The organism is Desulfosporosinus sp. FKA, from assembly GCF_002196785.1.
In the GTDB taxonomy this organism is placed as follows: Bacteria; Bacillota; Desulfitobacteriia; order Desulfitobacteriales; family Desulfitobacteriaceae; genus Desulfosporosinus; species Desulfosporosinus acididurans.
This window is the reverse complement of the sequence record NZ_NAHZ01000034.1, coordinates 469,129-492,068: the sequence shown is the minus strand read 5'-3', so window position 1 is coordinate 492,068 and position 22,940 is coordinate 469,129. Positions and strand designations below refer to the sequence as shown.

Annotated in this window: 19 protein-coding genes; 17 read left to right on the top strand and 2 right to left on the bottom strand. The window is 39.7% G+C overall.

Annotation, left to right across the window (positions count from 1 at the left end):
- The first annotated feature begins 63 nt into the window (after positions 1–63).
- From B5771_RS23515 to B5771_RS23475, 9 genes are all read left to right on the top strand, one after another.
- Positions 64–525, top strand: coding sequence for a helix-turn-helix domain-containing protein (locus tag B5771_RS23515; RefSeq protein WP_088189680.1), 462 nt, complete (start codon positions 64–66; stop codon positions 523–525).
- The gene (locus tag B5771_RS23510; RefSeq protein WP_088189679.1) at positions 512–1,195 is read left to right on the top strand and encodes an alpha/beta fold hydrolase; all 684 of its coding nucleotides are present in this window, start codon (positions 512–514) and stop codon (positions 1,193–1,195) included. The genes B5771_RS23515 and B5771_RS23510 overlap by 14 nt, the downstream gene beginning before the upstream one ends.
- Before the next feature lie 165 nt (positions 1,196–1,360).
- The gene (locus B5771_RS23505; RefSeq protein WP_088189678.1) at positions 1,361–1,945 is read left to right on the top strand and encodes a TetR/AcrR family transcriptional regulator; all 585 of its coding nucleotides are present in this window, start codon (positions 1,361–1,363) and stop codon (positions 1,943–1,945) included.
- Between the two features lie 184 nt (positions 1,946–2,129).
- Positions 2,130–2,561 (top strand): C-GCAxxG-C-C family protein, encoded by a 432-nt coding sequence (locus B5771_RS23500; RefSeq protein ID WP_088189677.1) that lies wholly within the window; start codon positions 2,130–2,132, stop codon positions 2,559–2,561.
- Between the two features lie 867 nt (positions 2,562–3,428).
- Complete coding sequence (locus B5771_RS23495; protein ID WP_088189676.1) at positions 3,429–5,360, top strand: APC family permease; 1,932 nt, start codon at positions 3,429–3,431, stop codon at positions 5,358–5,360.
- A gap of 506 nt (positions 5,361–5,866) precedes the next feature.
- Positions 5,867–7,093 (top strand): anion transporter, encoded by a 1,227-nt coding sequence (locus B5771_RS23490; protein ID WP_088189675.1) that lies wholly within the window; start codon positions 5,867–5,869, stop codon positions 7,091–7,093.
- Positions 7,094–7,577: 484 nt separating this feature from the next.
- Positions 7,578–8,843 carry a multiheme c-type cytochrome gene (locus B5771_RS23485; RefSeq protein ID WP_088189674.1) on the top strand — a complete coding sequence of 422 codons (1,266 nt, stop codon included), beginning with the start codon at positions 7,578–7,580 and terminating at the stop codon, positions 8,841–8,843.
- A 15-nt stretch (positions 8,844–8,858) separates the two neighbouring features.
- A complete protein-coding gene (locus B5771_RS23480) occupies positions 8,859–9,665 on the top strand; it encodes a hypothetical protein (RefSeq protein WP_088189673.1) in 807 nt (268 codons plus the stop codon).
- A gap of 69 nt (positions 9,666–9,734) precedes the next feature.
- Positions 9,735–10,076 carry a cupin domain-containing protein gene (locus B5771_RS23475; RefSeq protein ID WP_088189672.1) on the top strand — a complete coding sequence of 114 codons (342 nt, stop codon included), beginning with the start codon at positions 9,735–9,737 and terminating at the stop codon, positions 10,074–10,076.
- Between the two features lie 86 nt (positions 10,077–10,162).
- Here the strand turns inward: B5771_RS23475 and B5771_RS23470 are convergent, their stop codons facing one another.
- A complete protein-coding gene (locus tag B5771_RS23470; RefSeq protein ID WP_088189671.1) occupies positions 10,163–11,065 on the bottom strand; it encodes a slipin family protein in 903 nt (300 codons plus the stop codon).
- 298 nt (positions 11,066–11,363) lie between these two features.
- Here B5771_RS23470 and B5771_RS23465 point away from each other — a divergent pair, with 298 nt between their 5' ends.
- Together B5771_RS23465 and B5771_RS23460 are read left to right on the top strand one after the other, a co-directional pair.
- Entirely contained in the window at positions 11,364–12,404 is a 1,041-nt protein-coding gene (locus B5771_RS23465; RefSeq protein ID WP_088189739.1) for a permease, read from the top strand.
- 198 nt (positions 12,405–12,602) lie between these two features.
- Positions 12,603–13,268 (top strand): NAD(P)/FAD-dependent oxidoreductase, encoded by a 666-nt coding sequence (locus B5771_RS23460; protein ID WP_088189670.1) that lies wholly within the window; start codon positions 12,603–12,605, stop codon positions 13,266–13,268.
- A gap of 277 nt (positions 13,269–13,545) precedes the next feature.
- Here the strand turns inward: B5771_RS23460 and B5771_RS23455 are convergent, their stop codons facing one another.
- Entirely contained in the window at positions 13,546–14,391 is an 846-nt protein-coding gene (locus B5771_RS23455; RefSeq protein ID WP_088189669.1) for a GNAT family N-acetyltransferase, read from the bottom strand.
- A 114-nt stretch (positions 14,392–14,505) separates the two neighbouring features.
- Here B5771_RS23455 and B5771_RS23450 point away from each other — a divergent pair, with 114 nt between their 5' ends.
- The 6 genes from B5771_RS23450 (at position 14,506) to B5771_RS23425 (ending at position 22,863) form a co-directional block, all read left to right on the top strand.
- Complete coding sequence (locus tag B5771_RS23450; protein WP_088189668.1) at positions 14,506–15,846, top strand: PLP-dependent aminotransferase family protein; 1,341 nt, start codon at positions 14,506–14,508, stop codon at positions 15,844–15,846.
- A 249-nt stretch (positions 15,847–16,095) separates the two neighbouring features.
- A complete protein-coding gene (locus B5771_RS23445) occupies positions 16,096–16,482 on the top strand; it encodes a BlaI/MecI/CopY family transcriptional regulator (RefSeq protein ID WP_088189667.1) in 387 nt (128 codons plus the stop codon).
- A 26-nt stretch (positions 16,483–16,508) separates the two neighbouring features.
- On the top strand, positions 16,509–18,494 hold the full coding sequence (locus B5771_RS23440) for a M56 family metallopeptidase (protein WP_088189666.1): 1,986 nt from the start codon (positions 16,509–16,511) through the stop codon (positions 18,492–18,494).
- Positions 18,495–18,911: 417 nt separating this feature from the next.
- Positions 18,912–20,987: a molybdopterin-dependent oxidoreductase gene (locus B5771_RS23435; protein ID WP_088189665.1), complete on the top strand. Its 2,076-nt coding sequence runs from the start codon at positions 18,912–18,914 to the stop codon at positions 20,985–20,987.
- Complete coding sequence (locus tag B5771_RS23430) at positions 20,984–21,592, top strand: 4Fe-4S dicluster domain-containing protein (protein ID WP_088189664.1); 609 nt, start codon at positions 20,984–20,986, stop codon at positions 21,590–21,592. Before B5771_RS23435 ends, B5771_RS23430 begins: the two co-directional genes overlap by 4 nt.
- Positions 21,593–21,642: 50 nt before the next feature.
- Positions 21,643–22,863 carry a helix-turn-helix domain-containing protein gene (locus B5771_RS23425; protein ID WP_088189663.1) on the top strand — a complete coding sequence of 407 codons (1,221 nt, stop codon included), beginning with the start codon at positions 21,643–21,645 and terminating at the stop codon, positions 22,861–22,863.
- Positions 22,864–22,940 lie beyond the last annotated feature (77 nt).

Below are 22,940 nucleotides of genomic sequence, written 5' to 3'. Positions count from 1 at the left end.
GACTACATATATTGACCACAACTCCCATATAGTGTAATATTACACTATATGGGAGTTGTTTTAATGACTAAAGATGAATTTGTAAAAAAACTGGACCAAAAATTAAAATTAGTTCGTACAGAGTTTGATTATTCACAGGATAAAATGGCAGAAGTACTTGGCATGTCTAAAAAAACGCTCGTACAGATTGAAAAAGGCAGATCGACACTCGGTTGGATGGGTGCAGTAACACTTTGCACAATTTTTGGGAAGAGCGAAATTTTATCAATAACGTTTGGCGGTCAGCCCAAGGAAGTAATTATGGCTCTTGCCTTTGACAGCACCGAACGGGACTATCCTAAAACTCTTGGTGGTAAAATATGGTGGGAGGAGCTTGAGGCTTCTTTTGGCTATACGATGCAAAAAAACCTAATCTCCCAGCATTATCGAATCCTTGACAGCCAGGAAAGGCGGATTTGTTCTTCCTTTGAATTTGACCATATAAAAAAACGCTTTGAGGAGCTTACTCGTCATGGAGAAATTTAATACAGGATGCTTATTAATTCACGGTTTTGCAGGAAGTCGTCGTGAGATTGATTCTCTTGTTACTAAACTCAATGAATGTGGGTTTCCAACAGCAGTGCCTCTGCTTGCAGGACACGAATCAAGTCGCAGGGACCTAGCCAGAGCGAAATATACTGATTGGATTCAATCTGTCGTGGCTGCTTATGCTGATTTGGAAAAGCGTTGCCATAATGTGGTGGTTATCGGATTTTCAATGGGTGGCTTGCTTGGGATTCAACTTTGCCAAGTACATAAGATTCAAGCATTGGTTCTAATCAATACGCCGATATTTTATGGGAATATGAAACAAGTTATCTCCAATTTGAGATGCGATTTTAGATTTTATGCTAGGAAATATCTAAGCTCAAGTGTCAATGTCCCCCCTTTTCCGGCTTTAATCCAATTTGTGATTTTACTTAACAAAACTAAATCTCTCTTAGCAAACATTAAATGTACTTCAATGATCATTCAAACCCTTGACGATGACACAGTTAAGCCAGAGAGTGCTAATTATCTGAATTCTAGAATGGCTGGACTGAGGGCCTTAAAAACTTATCCTACTGGAGGACACGTCGTTTTTCAGAGTGCAACCGGTGAAAAAATCGGTGCTGAGCTGTGTCTTTTTTTGCAAGAACTAGAAAGAATGAACTAATTCCCTTCCACATACCGGAACAGAATTATCGATGCCATCTATAACCTGGACGGAGAAACACTGGAAAAAGGAGCAAGGTATATTAACCCACTATTTGCATTCGGAATATTAGAATGATAAAATGAACACATTCATAAATGAATGTGGAGGTAAATCATTGTTACCATGAACACTCGGCGTGAACGAAAAAAAATGCAGGTAAAAAAATCTATATCAGAAAACGCCTTAAGGCTCTTTCTGACAAAAGGCTTTATGAATACCACAGTAGCGGAAATAATGGAAGAAGCTGACTTAGGAACCGGCACCTTTTATAACTACTTTGATTCAAAGGAAGATGTACTCAAATATTGCCTCGGGGAAAAAATAAATGAAGTCCGGCATACAGTTGAAGAAATACAAGAATCCTCTTTAGAGCCGTCACAAAAATTGTCGGAAATTCTTTTAACCGCCGGTAAGAATTTTGAAGAGAACAGTCAGCTAATAAGCATGTTTATGCAGTTTCGACGCCAGGCCTCGGGTACCCGACGGGAGTCCCCCCATGGCTCTATTTTTCGGGAGATACTGGTTGATATTGTGCGCGAGGGGCAGGGAAAAGGCGTATTCCGTAAGGATATCCCTGTGGGAATAATTATCGAAATGTTCATGGGCTTACTACAATCCACCATGAATAGCAACATGGAAATGCCGTTTATGGATAACCTGAAACAAAAGCTGTATTTATTCCTGGAAGGGCTTGGAGTAAAGCAATAGACCTGATGACCCGAGTAAAATAATGGAGAGCACAAAATGAACGTATTCTAAAATGAATACGTTCATTTTTTATTGACAAAAAATATTTCGCGGGATAAAATAAAGTGAACGCGTTCATATATGTATTTATTCATAATGTCTCTGTGAAACTAAATATGTATTAAGACTGTGGGAGGAATGTAAAGTGAAGGGTTCCGATAAAGCGGTAGCCATGATGAAGAACGGTTTTTTATGTAGTCAGGCAGTTTTTTCCACCCTGGGTGAAGAGCTTGGAATGGAGCGCAGCCAGGCCATTAAATTGGCCACCGGATTTGGAGCTGGGGTTTCCGGCATGGGTGAAATTTGCGGCGCAGTAAGTGGGGGAATCATGGCTTTGGGCTTAAAGTACGGCAACGACGAAAACACTGTTTTTGATCTTGGAAATAAGACTTTTCCCTTAGTACAGGAATTAATAGAAAGAATTAAGGTCAAACACGGCTGTTATACCTGCAAAGGCCTAACTGGAATTGACTTTACCTCAGAAGGATCTAAGTTGTTTAAAGAACAGAATATAGCAGAGAAGATCTGCTTTAATGTTATAAGGGATGTTGTAGATACTGTTGAGGATCTCTGGTAAGTTGTGGTATTAAATAGAAAGGGAAAGAGTATTATGTATTTGCTCAAATTGAGACAGTACTTGGCTTAATTTGAGATAAAGAAAGAATCAAATTAATTTTTACTTAAAAAGTGGCCTTGCTTTCGAGGGAAAATTGCACCTTGAAGCGAGGCCATGATTTTTTCTTGCTGGAAAGTCATTGGGGCTCTGAATAAAATGACGCGGCTGAGTTGATTCAATTTATATGAACCGATAGAGTAGTTAAAGCTAACAAAAGATAACTATAAATTACGTTTCTGTAGATAATATTAAATAGAATCTAGTGCCAAAGCTTAAACGTGTGGGGAAAGTGAGTTGCACTTACTTTTATTTGAGTGTATAACAAAGCTTTCCGTTATTTGAAAGGCTTTGTTTTTTTGCGTTTAGAAGGTGAGATAATCACATTCTCCGAAAATCGCCCTATAATGTAAATGCAATAGTGTCTGAATCATTACTTATAGTTGAGACATATTTTTCCTGAATGGAGGGATTTTTATGTTCCGTAGAAGTATCTCTTGAAGTTCGGGAATTGATGGAATACCTGGACGACACGGTAAGAAGTCTAATTAAAAATAAAAAAATTCTTGGAATAGTTATTATCAATGATGTTATGGACCTTATATTAAGGAAAAGTAAAATGTAAAACTATTCTGAACCTTATAATTATATTTTTATATTTTCTTTATACCCTTCGTTGTATTATTTATGCTTTATTTATTTATAGATAGGCTATAATAAAACATATTTCATTGGGTGATAATAATTTATCTACATATTTAGAGTTTCTGGGTCACTTGATCTTTACAAGAACGGTTTTATATTGACTTCGAAGTTATGGGGGTAATCCAAATGGTATCTAAAAGTAATAAGATTTTCTGGCTACGCTTAAGGACAGTGATTTTTGGTCAACCACTGTCTACTCAATATGCTGAACATGCCCGTGTTGGGGTTTGGGGCGGTATACCAATTTTTGGCTCAGACATCATATCGTCCGAAGGGTATGCCCCAGATGCAATTCTATATGTTTTACTTGCGGCCGGTGCCCTGGGATATGCCTATGTGATGCAAGTTTCTTTGGTTATTGTATTGCTGCTCGCTAGTATTTTGCTAGTCTATCGTAAGGCAATTCAAAAATATCCTCAAGGGGGTGGTTCGTACACTATTGCTAGAGCCTATCTGGGTGAAAACGCGGGCTTAGTGGCCGGAGCCAGCCTGTCCTTGGATTATGTGCTTACAGTAGCAGTAAGTGTTAGTTCTGCAATTGAAAATTTAACTGGGATGTTTCCCTGGTTGGCTCCAACAGGACATAAAGTATTAGCCGATTGCATAGTCATCGCTTTTGTTGCTTGGATTAATTTACGTGGTCTTAAAGAATCGGCACGTATATTTGCCCTACCCGTATATTTGTATATTATTTGTTTGGTAGGTCTGGTTGGAACCGGTATTGTTGAAATAATGGTCCACGGGATAACCCAACATACGACAAGTCACCTTCAACTTCCTGCTACTACTGGAATAACCATGACAGCTTTCTTATTTGCAAGAGCTGTAGCCGGTGGAACGACTGCATTGACAGGAATTGAAGCTGTAAGCAATGGAGTAACTGCTTTTAAAGCACCTAGTCAAAAAAGGGCAATAACTACGTTAATTATATTAGGATTTATTGTGGCTTTTGGCCTTATTGGCCTCGTTTATATGGCAGGGGCTTATCATTTGGTGCCATCTGACGAAAACACAACACTTAACCAACTCGGTTTAATTGTTTTCGGGCACACGATTCCATATTTTGCTCTAATGGGAAGTGTTGCGGCGATCTTAGTTATTGCAGCAAATACGCCTTTCGCAGGTTTGCCCATTCTTCTTAGCCTGATGGCTAGAGATGGAAATGCACCGCGCTACTTTAAAAACCTTGGCGATCGGTTAGTATACAGTGCCGGTATTTGGACTTTATTTATTATCTCAATCGTTTTGATCTTAGTATTCCATGGTGATACTCATATGATGTTACCTCTTTATGCGATAGGGGTATTGCTATCTTTTGCCCTAACAGGACTGGGACTTGCCCGTCATACGTTAAGTGAGCGAGGAAAGGGTTGGGTAAAGGATGCTGTCGTTTTCATATTTGGAGGGGTTGTTTCTTTCCTGGTATTTTTAGTGTTTATTACTACCAAATTCACAGAAGGTGCTTGGATAGTCCTCATAATTTTACCGCTATTGATATTTTTCTTTCACACAGTGCATCGGATCTATAGAAACGAAATTAAAGTATTGCATCCGACTCCTGAGGCTTTGGCAGATTTTCGTCGACATTACGACAATGTAACTCAGCGGCGTGCTCATACCCAAATAACTGAATATCGTAATAAAATTATTGTACCTGTTTATGACTTGAATCTAATGGTCTTAAAAACGTTAAAATATGCCTATGCCTTCACACCTCAAGTAACTGCTGTGCACGTTGCTTCTGACCCCGAGAGAAAAGATAAACTATTACGACACTGGTCAGAAGCCAAGATAGAAATTCCGCTCGTAATTGTTGAATCGCCTTACCGAGCAATAGTTCATGACTTTATGAAATATCTTGATGATTTAGAGGATAGAACAAATTTTGATACGATTACCGTAGCTATACCGGAATATATACCGACTAAGATACGTTATAATTTCTTACACAACCAAACAGGGCAATTGTTAAAGCTAATGCTTTTGTATCGAGAGAACATTTTGGTAACAAGTGTACCCTATCATTCCGAGGATGCTGAAGTATTAACCGCGACTTAATTCTACACAATAATAGGCAAAAGTCATTGGATCAGCCACCCAAATGTGATAAATTCGCAAACTAATAACGCGATCACGGATTTGGGAATGAATGTCCAGAAACTTAAAGAGAAAGACTATTTTTAACGGTCTTTCTCTTTGTGTTAAACTAATAGGTCGCATCAACGATATGATTATCAAAATCGGTTTGAAGTCTTTGAGAGGTTCTCTTTAAACTCAGATATATGTTCAACATAGATATATGCTACAATGAGCTAAAAACAGCATAATGTTAGATAAATAGGAGGAAAAAATCAAGGCTAACCGCAGCAAGAGTAGTAAAGGGATTGGTGTCAGATTATTTTTTCTTTTGCTAAGTTTGAAAGCCTTAATAAGCTAAATCAAATGGTTAATAAGTTCCGGATTTTTAGATCTTTAAGTTTCCTTGGACAACTATATTCATTAGGCGAAAAAACCAGTTTCGGTTTCAGCGCCTGTTAGCTATTAAAGAAAGAAAGTGCCGAATTTTGATTATTTCTGGATTGATTCTGACGATTTCTATGCTGGTTTTTGCCTTGGGGAAAAGTCCGGTGTTTAGAGTAGATCGTGCCGGAATTGCAATTATTGGTGCCGCTCTAACGGTTGGGACAGGAGTAATGAGTTTCGATCAGGCAGTACAGGCTGTAGATTACCGGACGATAGTCCTTTTATTCTCAATGATGATTATTACATCCTACTTAAATATGTCAGGATTCTTTCAACTAGCCGGAAATCAGTTTCTAAATCGTTTGCATAGCAAAAATCAATTAATGTTTATGGTCATTGTTATAACAGGTATATTGTCTGCCTTTTTCATTAACGATATTATCTGTTTAATCTTAACCCCGATTGTAATCATGATTACTAGGCAGGCAAAGTTAAATTCCACACCTTACTTACTAGGAGTAGCGACCGCTTCGAATATAGGCAGCGCTGCCACCTTAATTGGTAATCCTCAAAACATCCTAATTGGCAGCCTTTCACATATTAATTTCGCTTGGTATATGGCACTGGCAATTCCACTGACACTTTTAGGACTTGGGCTTATCTACGTTATGATAAGCTGGATGTACAAAGTGGAATTAAGCGGGCAACTTCCAGAGGTTCGGCCGATGATAGGGGTAGTGCATGGATATTTAGTTAAAAAAGGTTTGGTCGTTGCATTTTTAATTTTGGTAGGATTTTTAATGGGATTTGATCCGGCGCTTGTTGCCAGTCTAGGAGCAGCATATTTGCTTATAACTCGTCGAATTAAACCGAATAAAATATATAGCGGCATCGACTTTAATCTCTTAGTCATATTTATAGGATTATTTGTAATTATTGGTGGAGTTGAGCATAGTGGCTTGCTCATGTTACTTATTAATACGCCATGGATGAAAAGTATCCAAAGTTTATGGGCGTTTTCAATATTGACTGTGATACTTTCCAATATTATTAGCAATGTACCAGTTGTCATGCTGCTGAAATATCTAGTTCCGCTCCATATGGGGCATATTTGGTGGGCTTCATTGGCGATTTTCAGTACGTTTGCAGGGAATCTTACGCTGACAGGTTCAATTGCCAATTTGATTGTTGTGGAGCTTGCCAAAAAAGAAAAGGTGGAGATAAATTTTATGACCTATCTTAAAATAGGGCTCCCTTTGACAGTTATCATGGCGTCGGTTGCACTTGTATATTTTACAATCGTAACGAAGGTCTTCCATATTATTTAAGTTCGTTTTTGATCCGATCGTAAGACTCTCACTTCTTAAGTGGGAGTGGATTTCCCGTACTCTGCTTCGGGATAGAGTTCACCGAAGTCTCGATGTTCAGCTTTAGCTGAATGAGTTCACTCATACAAGGACAACTCTTCTGGAAAGGGCTGGATGATAAGTTTTCATTCAGCCCTTATGTGATCTAAGTCACATATCAATGATTGCATTTAGTTTATGATTAATTAATGGGTAAACCAGGATAGTTGAGAGAGTTTTATGTTAAGGAGGTCAGCAACAATAAGAAAGTCTAACCTTATGGGAAAAAGGAGATGGGATATGCGATAATTTCACACTGTCGAAAATTGACGAAAAATTATGATTAAAGAGGGGCAGGAATTCACAATATCTTAAAGAATTAGACTATATTCGTACTTATTCTTATTAAAAACACATAGTTATTGCCAAAAAACACCTACTATTAGAGGAGGGGATTGTCCTAACAATGAAGTCGGCTTCAAAACGTATGATTACTCTGTTAGGGTTGGGAACTGTTTTTGTATGTGCTCTATTATTCTTATCTTACCACTACATCATTGGCCCTGGAGGACTAAGTACGAGTGTACCATCTTTGAGTGCGGTTGCAACCGGGGATAATAAGGCTTGTGTAGAATGTCACCAGAAAGAAAATCCGGGAATTATCCAGCAATATCATGACAGCGAACATTCCAGCCGTGGCGTTCAATGTCTCGATTGCCACAAAGCAGTGAAAGGGCAAGACACGTTAACGACACAGCATTACAATGTTGCGATTATCTCTAAACCGACTCCTAACAATTGTGCCCAATGCCACGCAACCGAGGTCAAACAGTTCGAGGCAAGCAATCATTCTGCAAGATCATGGTATGTGGTTCAAGGAGCTAAAAATTTCACATCGGAAGAACTGGCTAAATATCATTTACTCGATGCTAATGGCAAGCCTCTCAATGGGGGCAATGCTAATGCTGTTTACAATCTCATCGGTAAAGATGCCAGTGCTCAATCTTGCGAGGTTTGTCATGCTATTGGTCAAAAGAATGGTGATGGCAGTTTCGGAGATTGCACAAAGTGTCATTTAAGGCATACTTTTGATGTAGCACAAGCACGTAAACCCGAAACATGTGCCCAATGCCATCTAGGCCCCGATCATCCGCAGGCAGAAATATATAACGAATCGGCTCACGGAACTTATTATCAAGCCAATCAATCAAAATATAATATGGACGCGCCTCCAGGAACATTGACTGTCAAAGACTTCCCGGCTCCAACTTGTGCCACTTGTCATATGTCGGCCTTTGGGAGCGTTCAAGGAACTCACGATGTAGGGCAGCGTCTAAAAGACAACCTGACTCCTGAAATTGCTTCACTGCGCAAAGATGGGGATGTTCACCAGCAAACGATGAATTCAATTTGCCTTAATTGTCATGTCCAGTCGTTTATCAATAATGTTATGAGTAAAGCTGACAAAACGATTGCTCTTAGCAATCAAAATGTGCTAAAGGGTAAATCGATTGTCCAAGATCTGCGCAATTCTGGTTTGCTAGGTACGAAACCCTTTGGAACCCCAATTGACTTTGAATATTTTGAACTATGGCATCATGAAGGCCGTAGAGCACGGTTCGGAGCCGTCATGGGGGGAGCAGATTACGTGAATTGGAATGGGATTTATGAGCAAGAAAAAGCATTAGTTGACATGCAATCAAAGGCCGATGCTTTGAAAGCGAAGCATTAGGGGAGGATTGAAGATATGATCCGTCGGTTCTATCAAATAGCTATTCGCTATAAAACCTCTCTATTGCTCGGTATGATGGGAATAAACTTTCTGCTAACGGGTGTTGACGTCTTCATTGCCCATTCGCAAAACAATTTTTTTCGTTGGGAACTAATTCCCTTGATTTATACCCCACTTGCCGTTCTAGCTATTCTTGGCCAACTCTTTTTTGGCTCTAATAAAGGAGTAAAGAGAGTCTTTCAGGGAGTTATGTGGTTAGGTGTTGTAGTTGGTGTATTAGGGACATTTTTCCACTTGTCGGGAAACGCTACATTCAGCCGTGAGAGCTTGTTTCGACTATTAGTCGAGGGCTCTCCGGTAGCTGCTCCGATCGCTTTTGCAGGGATTTCCAGTTACGCTTTGGTGAGTGAACATTATCGAGGAACGGCGAGACGATCAAGATTATTGATGCTGGTTGCTCTTGGCTTTTTAGGTGCGGTTGTCGCGGCATTTTTAGATCATGCACGCCTGGCTTTTATACCGGTCTATACTCTAATCCCGATCATTTCTGGCTCACTTGCCACAATTGCCTGTTTCTATGTGGCTTATTATGAAGTAAATACTATAGAAAGTTATATTTATTTAAGCATTGTAACACTTAACCTATTCGTAGGGTTATTAGGATTTGGGTTCCACGTCTGGGGTGATTTAGCGGGAACTCAGAGTATTGTGTGGGCAAGGATCATGTATCGAAATCCATTGCTAGGCCCTTTGCTATTTTCTAATCTTGCATTTTTGGGTGGACTAAGCCTGCTGCCAGAAAATGATGAAATGTTCGTTTAGAATATATTTTATGATTCATACTACTAATTAAGTAGTTTATCAATTAATTTTAGGCGGAGGGTTAAGCCGATGACACAACATTTTATTAAAAATATTGATTTTTCCAAGGCTTTGTCAATGGATACTTTGGTTCAATACACTGAGGGGCAGGTTGTGAGCAGAACTCTGACCCAAGGGAAATCCCTAAGTATTACGTTATTCGCTTTTGCTGAGGGGGAAGAAATTAGTGCACATTCATCAAGCGGAGACGCTTTAGTCTATCTTCTTGACGGAGAAGCGGAAATTACGATCGGGGAAGAGAAATTTTCTTTAAAAAAGGGAGAGACAATAGTTATGCCAGCTGGTGTCTCACACGCGTTGCTGGCGGTTAAGAAATTCAAAATGATCTTGACTGTCGTGTTTACCCAATAAGAAATTAGGATAAGCTGATTTTTCATCCATGGCAGATGTGACGAACGAAAGGCTCTCTTTTAGTAGAAGGAGAGCCTTTCGATTTTTTAATCATTAGAAGGTTTAACCGTTGAAGCCAGGCTTGTTAAACCAGAGACCGCACCAAGTCCCATCGTTTCTACAATAGAAGAGGGTACTATGACCATAGCTCCTTTTTCCTTGATACCCTCATATAAGATATTCATTGCCCGCAGATGTAAAGCAACGGGATTATTCTCATAAGATTTGGCGGCTTCGGAGAATTTGGCCGCAATTTCTGTCTCAGCAGTCCCTAAGATTATTCTGGCCCGACGCTCCCGTTCAGCTTGAGCTTCCCGGCTCATGGCATCTTGTAGTCCTGAGGGCAATACGACATCCCGTATCTCGACGGCGTTAACAACAATACCCCAGGGCTCAGTCCGTCTATCAATTACCTCTTTTAGTTCACGATCAATTCTTTCCCTGTCGGAAAGCATTTCAGCTAAATTTGTTCGGCCGATAACATCTCTTAAAGCTGTTTGTGCCGCCCAAAAAATCGCATCTCGATACTGAGCTACTTCTAATGAAGCTTTTTTAGCATCTACTACGGTCCAAAACAACACAGCATCAACGTCAACGGGCACTGTATCTTTTGTCAGAGTTTGTTCAGCCTTAAAAGTCGTGGTGATCGTCCGGTGGTCAATCCAGTTACTTACAGAATCTATTATTGGAATCACAAAGAACATGCCTGGTCCAGCTAAGCGGCTAAATTTACCAAGGCGAAGAATGACCGCCTTCTCCCATTGATTTGCGACTTTTACGCCATACCCAACCAAAAGGGCTAAGATAACACCAATTATTATCCAGCCCAGCCACCCAGTTATAAACCAAATCAAGCCACCGGCTAAAAGAAAAATAAATCCTAATAACATAGATAGAGGACTAGGTCCACGGAAATCAAAAATGGGGAGGTTTACATTTTGATTCGGCAATCTCGAACACCTTCCTAACTATTTAGTAGATTTCTGTACTAAGGGTATTTTGTACAGCTTTCTATATTTATATGGGCGGTTTTTGCTTGAATAACCCTATTGGAACTGATATTTTTAATGACAAAGCGGCAGTGAATGCACTGCTGCTTTGTCATTAAACTGTTAAAAATTATGAGCTAGGAAATTAATGAGTAATATTATATAATGCTTCAGTGATGCTTATATATGATTAAAATATTATTAAAAAAGCATTATCAGAGATAGAGATCTATAAATGGGAGGAGACATTGAAGTACAGATGAATCAAAAAACCCGAAATTATTTACCTTATGTTCTGTTATTAGCAATTATATTTTTAGTGGGTGTGTGGTATGTAAAATGGAATCCTTATTATCACAAGGCTTTTTTGGCAGCTGCCAAACATTCCATCGGAGATTCTATTGTTTCGGGTAAAGCCGCAGCGCCCCCAGCCCCCTCCTGGACAGCAGCTTGGAATTATACGATTACCTATTTTAAGGCAGTGTGGCAAGCTATTATTTTAGGACTCTTGTTAGGGTCTTTAGTACAGGTATTATTACCGAGAGATTGGATTTATAAAATCTTTGGGGGAACAAATGTTAAGAGTACAGTGCTTGCAGGGGTTGCAGGAATTCCATCCATGATGTGTACATGCTGCTCTGCCCCGGTCGTCGTTGGTCTGCGTCAGAGGAAAGCTTCTATTGGATCGGCTCTGGCGTACTGGCTTGGGAATCCTGTGCTTAACCCGGCAACGATTATCTTTATGGGCTTTGTACTTTCTTGGAAATTAGCTCTTTTTAGAATTGTGGTTGGCATTATTATGGTTTTTGGGATCGGATACTTCGCTAACCATTTTGTAAATGATAAGGAGACTATGGAGCATTTCATAACAGAGGATCTGACAGGCGAAGCGCAAGGGAATCTTTTTAGACAATGGATTAAGGCTCTGTTGCCTCTAATTCGAGATACGCTTCCTGCTTACTTCATCGTCGTTGTTCTTCTAGGGGCTATTCGTGCCTGGTTATTTCCGGCAATAGGCACAGAGTGGGCTGACAGTGTCTTGGCAGTAATTGGACTTGCCATAGCGGGAACTTTGTTTATCATACCAACTGCTGGGGAAGTTCCTATTGTACAATCATTGATGGCCTTTGGTTTAGGTATTGGTCCAGGGGTCGCTTTACTCATGACGTTGCCGGCAGTTAGTTTGCCATCTCTAATTATGGTCAAGCGGGTCTTCCCAAAGAAGGTTCTTCTTTTTGTAACAGGCGCTGTAATGTTTATAGGTATAATTAGCGGTGTTGTGGCAATGTTGATATTTTAAGGGTGTAAATAAATTCATCATATAGCAAAATGTCCAGAGGCTATGCTTTCATATTCTGAAAAGTATAGTCTCTTTTTAATGAAACCTTATCGCTATTAATGAGTCAAGTAATCGTACATTATTTTTGGTTTTAGAAGGATTGGTCGTATCTTTACCGAATTAGAAGTATTTGATATAACCAGATTTGGAGGGTTTACTATGTCAGAGCAGAATGCACCAAAAGGAGCTTTTATTCAAAGGGATAAAGAAACGTATGCCATTGTTCCACGAATCCCTGTCGGGGTAGTTACTCCTGAATTATTGGAAAAGATCGCGAGTGTTGCCAAAAAATACGAAATTCCCATAATTAAGATTACTTCCGCTCAGAGGATTGCTTTAGTGGGTATGAAACCTGAGGTTGTCGAATCAGTGTGGGAAGAGTTAGGGACCGGTATTGGACCAGCAGTTGAGAAATGTGTTCATTATGTTCAGGCCTGCCCAGGTACTACCGTTTGCAAATTTGGAATTCTTGATTCTCTTGGCCTGGGAATGCGGTTGGAGGAACTTTTAGTGGGAGAAGAACTCCCCGCAAAAGGGAAAATAGGTGTATCCGGTTGCCCCTTATGTTGTGCTGAGAGTTTTGTACGTGATTTTGGCATTTTTGGAAAGCGAACGGGTTGGACTTTTGTGTTTGGGGGGAATTCAGGCAGAATTCCTCGTATTGGTGATGTCATCGCTGAAAATTTAAGCGATGATCAGGTCGTCGAATTGATTAAAAAGTGCTTGGAATATTATCGGGGAAATGCGAAACCTAATGAGAGAACTGCTCGATTTATGCAGCGCATAGGAATTGAGGAATTTAAAAAAGCCGTATTAGCAGAGTAGCTAACTTGCGCCCTGCTAACCTCAAGAAGAAATATCATCCTAATATAAAGGTTGGCTTGTGGTCAAAGTGGCTAAAGAAGAATTGTCAAAAACATGTAGAGACAAACTAGCCCTTGAGTTTTTAGAAGTCAATCGCTAAGTCAAATAAGTTTTGAAATACTCTTCAAGTCCCTTAAATTGGCTTTGGAGAGTATTTCTATTAGAGAGTCGAGTCGAATGCAGCGGAGAACTAGCAAAGGTTATAGTTCGAAAAAATACAGATACTTCTCATTGGGTACTAAACTGAAAGCTGATAATACGGAATAAACTTTGAAGGGACAAAGCCCAGTCTTTGAGCTAACTGGTATGATGAACTATTTTCTAATCGGCATGCCCAGACAGGTACAAGACCATTTTCCAGACAGTAATTTATAAGAGCAGAACAAACACATAAGGCAAACCCTTTGCCTCTGAATTTTTCCAGGGTCTCAATCCCAATTTCCAGTTGGTTATTGATTATAAATGATGAAAATGCCGTCGAGGCTACTTCTCCGTCGCATATTAGGCTGTAGCCTATACCTGATTTTTGAAATTGATCCTCATTATTCCAGAAATACTTTGGAATAACGTTTCCATTAACATTCCGATAAATTTCTTTTGTAGTACGTATAATTTTGAGTTCCGGTTTATTGAAGTGCTTAGTTTGTTCGATATATTTATTGAAATCAAAAACAAAATTTATCCTTGTATTTCTAAGCACTCTGCCGGTATGATCAGTTTCTGACACGTCAAATTTATTTGAAGGCTCTTTTTTGACTAAGTATGAGCCCAAAATAATTTCTAGCTGTTTATTCCAGGAGTCGGGAAATACTTGTAACCATTCAACCTTGCTCCTGACCTTATCTCTGTTTATTAGATATGATAACAAGTTTTTATTGAAGTTCTCTTTTTTTATATCGCCAAATAGTAACGACATTCCATACGGATGGGCGATATAATATACGTTGGGTTCTTTATCACAATCGACATATACTGAGCCGGCTACTCGTTGATATACAACCGATTTAGCAAATAAGGTATTAATAGTTAGTTTCTCTAATGGCTCGATGACTTTGGCATAATCTTTAACTCCAAGTTTTATCATATTGGCCTCCCTTTGTCCTACTCTTAATGATGTTAAACTAAGTTTAATTGATGACTGCTGGTAAAAGCTAGCAAAGAAATTCGAATCTATACCGGTATAGAAATGAGGTGCTAAATGGTCTATAAATATAGGATTGCTGCCAATTTTATACGAAGTAAGATCCTTGCCCATACCTATAAGCCTGGTGAAAAATTACCGTCTGTACAGACACTTTCTAAAGAGTTGTCCTATAACTCAGATACTATCGTGAAGGCATATAAGTTGCTTGAGGCAGAACACTTAATATATGCTTCTTTTAAAAGCGGCTATTATGTTGTTAAATCCGCAATTCCTGTTACTGAAAAGAATAACATCATTGATATGGTGACTGCTTGTCCGCCCGATTCAGTTAATCCATATAAGGATTTTTATCATTGTATGGAGAAAGCCATAGTGCTTTATGAGAAGAAATTATTTGAATATTCTTCGGCACAAGGGATGCCGGAACTGATTAATGTATTAGCTAAACACATGGCAAACTTTCAGGTTTTTGCAAAACCACAAGATATTTTTATAACCAATGGATCCCAACAGGCATTATATATTCTGGCAGCTATTCCTTTTCCTAACGGACGGACGAAAGTACTTGTTGAACAACCAACATATTCCGTAATGCTCCAAGTGTTGGAACTGACTAAAACACCGATTATTGGTATTGAAAGAACACACGAAGGTATTGATCTCTCTGAGTTGGAAGCAATATTTAAGCAAGGTGATATTAAATTCTTTTACACGATGCCAAGATATCAAAATCCTACGGGATTTTGCTATGATACAGTGCAAAAAAAGAAAATAATTAATCTAGCCAGACAGTATGGAGTTTATATTGTTGAGGATGATTATTTGGCAGATCTAGAGCTCGATGCAAAGGTTGACCCTATGTATGCTCTAGGTGATAAAGAATGGATAATCTATATTCGGAGCTTTTCTAAAGCACTGTTGCCGGGTTTGCGCTTGGGAATGGCTATCGTGCCGAAGGAACTACAAAACGATTTTATTGTCTATAAGAGAGGCATCGATCTAAATTCCCCAATCCTGACACAAGGAGCACTGGAAATTTACTTGCGAAGTAGAATGTATAAGTTCCATGTGCAAAGAACAAAACAATATTATCAAGAAAAGATGAATATTTTACGGGAAGAATGCGTTCTAAATAATATTGTAAAATGTTACATTCCTCCAACAGGAATCTATGCTTGCTTAAGCATAGACGGTATTTCTGCCGATAATCTTGTAAATAGGCTGGCGAAGGACAATGTGTTTATCAGTAGTACGGCTGGTTGTTATATCGATTGTTTTCCTCATCCGGAGGGTATACGTTTATGTGTCTGCAAAATAGAAAATGAAGATATTGGAAAGGTAATCCGACTTATTAATACACGTATGCACCGGCAACAGAAGGATTCCTGTTTCTGATGAGTGCCGTAAAGCACTGTATAGATAAATAGCAGGATGGTTGCGAAGCGAATATAGGCGCGAGTAAACGTTAGATTTGTGCCGAGCAGACGTAGGTCGTGTTGGGAAGGCCAGATAGAGAAGAAATCGGCTGGCTTTTATGACCAAGAAAAAGGTCATAAAGAATATATAAGAACTATTTGACAAGCACAAATTACTTTTGTAATATGTACTCATATGAATTACGTATGTAATAGGAGGCGGTATGATATGTCTCAATTACCACAGATATCTGATGCAGAGTGGCAGGTTATGAAAATAATGTGGGCTAAAGCACCCTGTACAGCGAATCAGGTTGTTGACTATTTATCTGAGATTATGGCGTGGCAACCTAAAACTATCAAGACACTTATTAATAGATTGCTAAAGAAAAAGGCCTTGGGATTTAAAGTCGACCAACAGGATAAAAAAACCTATCATTATTATCCGTTAATTTCGGAAAAAGAGTGTGTCAAGGCGGAAAGTCAATCATTTTTGCAACGTGTTTTTGACGGTTCACCTAATATATTGCTTGCTAATTTCATTCATGAATATGAATTAAGTCAACAGGATATTAACGAATTAAAACAAATCCTCGAGGAAAAGACAAAGAAATAAATAAGTTGAGGGAGGGGGTGGGTTATTTGAGCTTTTTGCTGCCGGCTTTCAAGGGGATGCTTTTCTCATCAGTTTTGGCCAGCATTCTGGTGATAATTATTATTTTGTTTAAACTACTCTTTGGAAATAAGTTGAATGTAAAATGGCATTACTATGTCTGGTTTTTAGTATTGATACGTTTACTGCTGCCCTATGCTCCAGAATGCTCTTTTAGTGCGTACAATCTCCTGAGACTTTTTTCAGATGCATCTCACGAGGGCATAATTGCTCAACCAATTAACCATATTGAGGATACAGTTCTCTTGCAAAATAATTACGTTAATCAACCGGATCTACATAAAAGCATCTCTGGGAATAATCTAGGGGGTAGCTCAAACTTACCAAATAACAATAGTAACCTTGATATTTACCTCTGTACTGTTTGGCTGTTGGGAATGGCGATCTTCGGATTTTACACTTTGATGAAAGAGAGGCGCTTCATCCGGCAACTAAAAAATTACAAGCGTTGTTCAGATGAGACTATCTTAGCTCTTCTTGCAGCCTGTCAAAACAGTATAGGTTTTTCAGGAAGTATCGTCGTTCTCCAAACGGATAACTATAAAACACCTTCTGTCAGTGGTCTTATCCGGCCCAAACTGCTGCTGCCAGTTGGTATTGAAACAAAGCTTACGAATGATGAACTCAGATATATCATTCTGCATGAGCTGGCTCATCTTAAACGAAAAGATATCTTGATCAATTGCGTAATAGGAATAATGCAGATTATTCACTGGTTCAATCCGGTTTTGCGGTATGCCTTTTATTGTTGGCGTGAAGACAGTGAACTAGCCAGTGACGCCTATGTCTTGTCCAGAATAGGTGATAACCATGCTAACGAATACGGATGGTTAATCATTAAACTACTGGAAGACTGTTCTCTGAAAAATAGTTATGGCGTTATAGGCATGATTGGAGACAAATTTCATTTAAAAAGGAGGATGAAAATGATCTCATTATTTAACAAGCATTCCTATAGGTGGTCCGGGTTATCTATTGCCCTCATTATTATCCTTGGCGCTGTCTTGCTGACCAATGCTCAAACATCCGCCAATCCAACCTCCTCCTCACAAGGAGCAATAGTGTGGTCAAGCAATTTTCAGCAGGATGTGGACAAAGATATTGCTGATTCTTTCCATCTTTCTTTGGCTGATCTGCATAAGGTGGATGAAATGTCGCTAAATGATCAACAGGAAGATCCGTATGCTTCTACCATGTTAAAGGTTCTTTTTCAGGCCCACAAAAACCTGAGGTATGGGAGTACGAGGCCCTGTATCTATTTGAAACGGGATGGCAAGAGCGGCTATATCTTTACCAAAAATGCTGACGGAACGAATTATCTCTATACGATTGCTTACAATCAAGGCTGGGCAATTGTTAAAACCGAGACCAGGCAAGGCAAAGCTATCGCCTCAAAGATTACAAAGGGAAGCGGTAAGACCTATTCTTCGCTCTCAGAGGTCCAAATCCAAAACTATTTGCAAGAAAACTCTATATCACCGCTGGCCGTTCAGAACATCGGCAAGTACACCGTAGTGTTATATAGGATTGAAAGGGAAAAACTAAGTGACCAGGAAAAAACAAATGTCCCGGAAAGTGTACGTCAGTTGAGAAAAACAATCATACTGTCAGCTGATCAGAACGGTGATATCCTCAATACCGGCGGCGGCAGTGGAGATGATAACTCAGCTATTGTACCTGTATCGATGGGTTTTCAAAGTGGCGAATCAGAGCAAGGCTATATTGGGTTTTCCGAAGTAATCATTAACGATTTAGATATGTTAACGAATGCTTACTCGTTAAAATGTTGTTACGATAATAACCAAACGACAACGACATTTGTTGATCATCATAAGGCCTTTATTATTCCCTTCCCGCAAGAAAAAGTGGAATTAATCAATGTAATTGTAAGTGACAAATCTGGTAGAGTACTATTTGACCACAATGAATGGCCAAAAAATAGTAGCAGGATATAGTCTAAATGGGTTTGAATACTTGCAGGACTTTCAGACTTAGCTGAGAATGTGATAAATTTTAATATAGCATAGTTGGAATGGGCCTGTATAATAGCCCATTCCTTTTTGGTTTAGAAGAGGGAGGGCCGCACTGATCCACTGGTAAGTTACGGATGGGCTCACATATTTGCCTGGAAGATGGGAAGAGGCTTGGTTGTCTGGCAGATCGTGTAAAATATTTATCTAAACGAAGGTAAATTAGCGAGAATTGTAGAATACCTATGAATTAAAGAACTGAAAGGAAGAAACTTTTATCTTATTTGTAATAAAAAAACGAAACAATAATTTAATTAATAAAACTATTAATTTCTAATAATTTTAGATGTTAATGAATGATTGTGCAATTATTAGCAAGTAAAATTAAAGGTAAGGTTGGTTATGAAAGAAAGCTTTGCAAATGTTTGTCCTCGTGACTGCTATAGTACTTGCCGGATTCGAACGGTCGTTGAAGATGGGCGTATTGTACATATTAGTGGCGATCCTGCAGATCCATATACGAAGGGAGCATTATGCGCCAAAGGTTATGCGTACTTAGAACAACAGACTTCTCATGAAAGGCTATTATACCCCTTAAAACAACTGGGCAAAGGGTCAGGCCGTTGGGAAAGGGTGAGTTGGGAATCTGCACTTACAGAGATAGCGGGCAAACTGGTGGAAATAAAAAAGAAAGATGGTTGTTTACTGCCGGTTTGTTTTGATCAATTTCTTGGCAATACTGGGTTACTGAATCGCGTTGTTGATTCTTTTTTTCATTGTATCGGTAATATAACGTATATGGTCGGCTCTCCATGTGATTCAGCAGGTTTAGATGCTGCTTATTTCAGTTATGGAGCTTGCAGAAAACCTCATCCTGCTGATATGGTGAATGCTAAGCTTATTATCGTTTGGGGAACAAACCCGGCTTGGACTGCCCCGCAGCAAATGCGCTATATTTTTGTGGCAAGGGACAACGGTGCTAAAGTAGTGGTGATTGATCCGTATTTCACAGCAACTGCTGCCCGAGCTGATTTGTATCTGCAAATTAAGCCTGGAACTGATGGTTTTTTTGCCTTGGGGATGGCTCGAGTGCTGATTGAGGAAGATTTAATTGACCATGAATTTCTCGATAAGTACACATATGGGTATGAAAAGTTTTGTTCTTATCTGCGAACTTTAGAAGTAAAAGATATGGCTCAGAGAAGCGGTGTTGCTGAAGAAGCAATCAGAGAGCTTGCTCTTATGTATGGCAAAAGCAAACCCGCTGCAATTTGGTTGGGTATTGGAGCTCAACATAATCCGACAGGAGGGCAGAATTATCGGGCGATCGATTCTCTCGCGGCTTTGACCGGAAATATAGGAATATCAGGAGGGAATGTTCATTATGTTTCTGCGGAACCGGAGGATCTAATCGGAGATTTAGGGCAGATAGTGTTACCTAAGAGCGGGAAGAGTAAATTTGATGCAGACAGCTGGGGAAAAGATCGGGAAATACGGACTGGCCGGTTTTCAGAGTTAGCTCAGTTGCAGCCGCCGATACGTTTGCTTTGGATCTCCGGGCGAAACCCGGTTGCCAGGGATCCGGAATCGCAGAGAGTGCAGGAAGTACTTAAAGCCATTGATACTGTAGTTGTGGTTGATACCACTTTAACGGCTTCCGCCCAGTATGCAGATTTTGTTCTCCCTACAACGACCTTTTTTGAGCAGGAAGATGTTGTAGTAGCCAGTTGGCATTATGGAGTTGCCTACAATGAACAGGCAGTCGCGCCTCCGGCTGAATGTCGGTCAGATCTGGAGATTATGCAGGTATTGGCTAAGTTTCTTAATAAATTGGAGCCCGGATTTACTGCCTTTCCTATCAACCGGACAGTGCCTGAGTGGCTGGATTTGGCGATGAAACAGGGGTTGTATAAGCATTTAGGTATAAAGCATTATCAAGAACTGAAAGGAAAATACCTTAGTCTTGATTTACCGTTTGTTTCTTGGCAAGAGCGGCGTTTCCCAACGCCTTCGGGTAAATATGAATTTGACTCTGAACGAGCAGCAGCCTATGGCTTGAGTCCTTTGCCAATTCCTGACAAGCCAGATCCTCCCTCCTCAGCATATCCTTTGCGCTTGCTTAGTGTTCGCTCATATGCCTCCTTAAATTCCCAGTTTTCATATTTACCTGAACAGCTTGATCCACAAGGCGAATGCCTCTTGATTAATCCAGAAGTTGCTAAGGCCAGGAGTATTGAGGATGGTGAATTAGCCTGTATGTATAACTGGCTCGGTGAAATACGATTGAAGGTAGTTACTACATTTTCAGTGCCGCCGGACGTGGTGGTTGTTAATCTTGTTCCTCTAAAGGATAGTGCAGATGAACTCAATTGTTTGATTGCTCTAGAGGACACGGATTGCGGTGGTTATACAAAAAATGCTCAGGGGCTTGCTTTTAAGAATTGTTATGTCAATATTTGTCGGGTGGAGAAAATATGAAACAGATGAGCTTTCTCGTTGATGTGAATTTATGTTTAGGATGCCGATCTTGCCAAATGGCATGTGCAGCGAATCGTGGGTTAGCGCGAGGGGTATTTTGGCGCAAAGTAAACTCAATAGAGTATGTAAATCAAGGAAAGATCATCAAATACTATCTAACTTCGGCTTGCTACCAATGTGAAAACCCCGAATGTATCCGTTTGTGCCCGCAAAAAGCTTACCGGAAAAGGCAGGATGGCATTGTTATTTTAGATTCTGCAAAATGCAACGGATGTGGTATCTGTATTCATGCTTGTCCGTTTGAAGCGCCGGTTCGAGATCCTGAGACAGGATTAACCGGAAAATGCGATTATTGTTATACCCTCTTGGACAGAGGTTTAAATCCTTACTGTATTGATGCCTGTCCGGTTCAGGCTTTGCATCTATTGGAAAAGATTAATGGTGAAGAAACCACTGATTCTACCATTGTGAAAATTCTGCCGGGTGTCCCAAAAATTCAATTGACGCGGCCATCGGTACGCTATCGTAGATTGAATATGGGCAGACAAATAATGCGCTTTCCATTACCGAGACGAAAAGAGGGCTTTGGGGGAGGGGGTCTTTAATACTGTGAATAGCATCGTTTTTATTTCATAGAGAGGAGGGATTTAAGTCAATGGAACTTAGCCAATTCTATTTTGAACTGCTGCGAGGTTTTCTTAATAACAAGGATTTGCCTTTTTTTATAAGACAATTAGCTCAACGAATTGCCAGGCCGGTTATACTTACAGATTCTTCGCAGCGTATTTTAACTGCGCACGATCAATCGGGGTTACTTATGGCGGGTATGGATGATCATATTATACAGGATACTAAAATGATTGAGTTTTCCGATCTGATTGCACTTCAAGATTTACAATTGCTGCGAACGTCGTGGAAAGTAGGAGAATGTTGGCAGGAATGTTTTCAGATACCATTGGTTTCTCAGGGGTGGCTCGGGGGCTACTACTACATAATTGGTCGTAATGAACTTAGTAAACAAGACGTTAAAGATTTATGGGAAGCGGCTTTGCTTATTTTAATGAAGCTCAAAGATCTAAGCAATCGGCGCGAGGAAAGAGAACAAAGCCAGACTGAGTTTATCCGGGATATTATTTATAATAATTATGACTCACATGCCGCAATTATTGCCAAAGCACGGTTTTGGGGCTGGGACCTTGAAGGCAGTTGGGCTTTAGCAGTGGGTGAAGTCGACAAAGAGAAGGAAAAATTGGCTAAAGAACTCATTCCGGTCGCGGTGTCAAACAAACGGTGGTCTTTGACCGCAATTATTAATGAACGAGTCATCGTGCTAATACCTTTACCGGGTAACGATAAAAGAAGCAACAAAGATTTTGTTGACAGCTATATGAAACGTCTGAGTGAGTCTCTGAAACAACAAGGATTGACAAAGATGAAGTTTGGCGTGGGCTCATTTGTTGATGCGATTGATTACATTTATAAAGTGTACCAAGAAGCAAAAATCGCCTTAGAATTGGGACATATTTTTGGGCTGGATTTTCCCTGTTATTTTGCTGAAATGGGGATTTTAAAGTTTGTATTTACACAACCGGCTTATGAACTTCAGGAATTCAGTCAGCGGGTTATAGGAGATTTGTTTGTCTATGATCGTGAGAACGGAACCGAACTTATTCATACTTTAGTTACCTACTTTGATGCTCGCCTCCAAATTCCAGAGTGTGCACGGCTGCTGTTTATTCATGAGAATACCCTGCGCAACCGATTACGCAAAATAGAACAGATTTCCGGTTTAGATCTGCATAGGATAGAGCACTTAACCAACTTATATGTGGCCTGGCAGATCGTTAAGATTGGTGAACAACAATTTAGCTTCTGAAAAATTAACTGAAATTAACTGGAATTAAATGATATAGCATCTATGGAGTTTTCCACTGTGAAAACTCCATTTTTTTG